This window comes from Candidatus Thermokryptus mobilis, assembly GCF_900070205.1.
In the GTDB taxonomy this organism is placed as follows: Bacteria; Bacteroidota; Ignavibacteria; order Kryptoniales; family Kryptoniaceae; genus Kryptonium; species Kryptonium mobile.
On sequence record NZ_FAOO01000031.1, the window covers coordinates 1 to 2,313 of the forward strand.

The following is a 2,313-nucleotide window of genomic DNA, read 5'->3' on the forward strand; positions in this document are numbered from 1 at the left end:
AGTTCAGATATAACGTATATCCCTGCATCAACAAAAGGATTACCTGTAAGTGAAAATATCACTGACATCTCAGAGCACCTCACTTAATTTGTATTTTCTTCTTGGCGTTCTACCCTCATAGCGCTTGAGCTTGCGCTTTATTTCTTTCAAAGCATTTTTATTCTTATAAACGGTCAAAATCGTCCCATCAATTGGGTTCATAACGATCACAATGCCTTCAACTCTTTCAGCAATTGCCCTCGGCATATCCTCAGGAATATCTTTCTTCCTGACAAATATAAACTTTGCACCAGCATTATAAACTACGAAACCATACTTTAAAGCAAGATTGAGCAATTCGTCACTTATCCTCCGTTGACTCATCCTGTTTAATGCGTGAGTTGTGAGCTTCACTTTTATCACCTCCATAAGATTAAATTATTTTTTTCTTCAAACTCAAGCATCAAATTCCTTACTACCCAACTCATTATTTAACTCATCCTCAACAATCAATTTCAACTTTCCATCAAGCATCGCCAATCCAATCAGAATTAATATGATAGGTAAAGGCAACTTAAAAAGTTCTTCAATTGTTTTTAACCTCATGATTTTTCCTCCTTTTTGATTTTTAACCCCCCATCAGGACCCCCGCCCTTTAAATCTTTATTTTCAAAAACTGTGCCAAAACCTTTACCAATTGATTTTCAATTAAATTTTTGATAAAAGATCTGATATTGTCGGTATTCCGACGTCGGCGTGGCGACACCTGTCGGTATTCCAACATTAAAAAATAGGAAGGGCTATCTTGATATGCCAAGTTTTTTAATCTTATCGTAAAGCGTAGTTCTTGGGATTTTCAAAACCTTAGCAGTTTTACTAATATTCCAATCGTTTTTCATAAGCTGATATTCAATATAAAGCTTTTCAAATTCGCAAAGCGGTAAATCAACAACATTACCTCCGGTCACCTGATGTATCATTTCTCCAATCACTCTATTCTGCGACTTGATGTTCTCTTCAAAGTCATCAGGTAGATTTGATAATATCGTCTCATCCTCATCAGCTCTTGCTACCATATCGGCAATGTAATTTTCCAACTCCCGCACATTTCCAACCCTCCAATCATAAGCAACTAACATTCTCATAACTTCATTTGAAATTCCTTTGATGCTCTTGCCATGCTCACGCGAATACTTATCTACGAAATACTTCACTAAAAGCGGTATATCCTCTTTTCTTTCCCTCAATGGCGGTATTCTAACTTTATGTCTTGATATGCGATTGTAAAAATCAGGCAACGCCCCTCTGTCCAACCATTTATCTGGCTCTTCGTTCAAAGCGATAACTAAAACAACATCAACTTTTTTCACCTCATTGCTTCCAATTCTTCTTACCTCTCCTGACTCAAGAAATCTTAAAAGTTTGCTCTGAAATTCTGCTGTCGTCTTGTTTATCTCATCAAGGAAAACAATCCCACCGTCACACTCCTCAAAAATTCCCTTTTTATCTCTATTAGCGCCAGTGAAAGCACCCTTGACATGACCGAACAATTCCGACTCAAGTAAATTTACCGGGATAGATGCGCAATTTACAGCTGTAAAACTTTTACCATACATCTTTGCAAGATACCTTGCAAAAAGTTCTTTCCCCGTGCCCGTCTCTCCAATCAAAAGAACACTTTTGACCTTGCTCTTCGCATACTTTTCAAGATCCCTGAGAGCGTTTTTCAAACTTTTACTCTTGCCTACGATCTTAACTTCATCAGTATCAACTTTTACAATCGGCTCGCTAAAATCTTCGTAATTTTGAATCCTTTCAACAAGTTCTGTATAACTTATCTCATCTGGAAATACATTTCTATACTTCTCTCCCAACCTCAAAAAAGGAATCTCAGCAAGCGTTATCTTAACTTCATCAGTATTTATTTTTTTACCCTTTCCTATCTCTATAAATTCTGGCTTTTTCGGTTTGTAAAAGAATTTCGGATTGCCTTCAACCTCTGGAGGCGAAACAAGAACATGGTAAAGACGGTCTTGCTTTCTACCAACAAGTGCCATAGCAAGCCCAGCAAAAACCGACATAGTTTTCCTCCCACCAGCAACCGAACAATGAAGCACAACATCATCTCTTTTTGAAAATTCCCTTATCACACTTGTTATAAAATCAGAAGCACATTCATTATGAACACTATCACGGATATCATCAAGTTCGTTGCCTTCTCTATCCCTTATAACCAGTATGTTTTTTTCGGTAAATTTCGGACGTGTTTTAAACTCCTTACAAAATTTTTCAAACACACCATCTTTCCCAAGCAATGGGGGTAAATCCCCCCTA

At 37.3% G+C, this 2,313-nt stretch carries 3 protein-coding genes; all 3 read right to left on the bottom strand.

Going from position 1 to position 2,313, the window contains the following annotated elements:
• Window positions 1–69 precede the first annotated feature (69 nt).
• Window positions 70–393, bottom strand: coding sequence for a DUF4258 domain-containing protein (locus tag FKZ43_RS11165; protein WP_219916531.1), 324 nt, complete (start codon window positions 391–393; stop codon window positions 70–72).
• A gap of 42 nt (window positions 394–435) precedes the next feature.
• Entirely contained in the window at window positions 436–585 is a 150-nt protein-coding gene (locus FKZ43_RS11550; RefSeq protein ID WP_181180362.1) for a hypothetical protein, read from the bottom strand.
• Between the two features lie 194 nt (window positions 586–779).
• A partial coding sequence (csm6, locus tag FKZ43_RS11170) for a CRISPR-associated ring nuclease Csm6 (protein WP_181180363.1) occupies window positions 780–2,313 on the bottom strand: 1,534 nt, incomplete at its 5' end.

Bases quoted from the DNA above. Each gene is read 5' to 3' on its own strand.
- FKZ43_RS11550 (WP_181180362.1), bottom strand. From the start codon at position 585: ATGAGGTTAAAAACAATTGAAGAACTTTTTAAGTTGCCTTTACCTATC.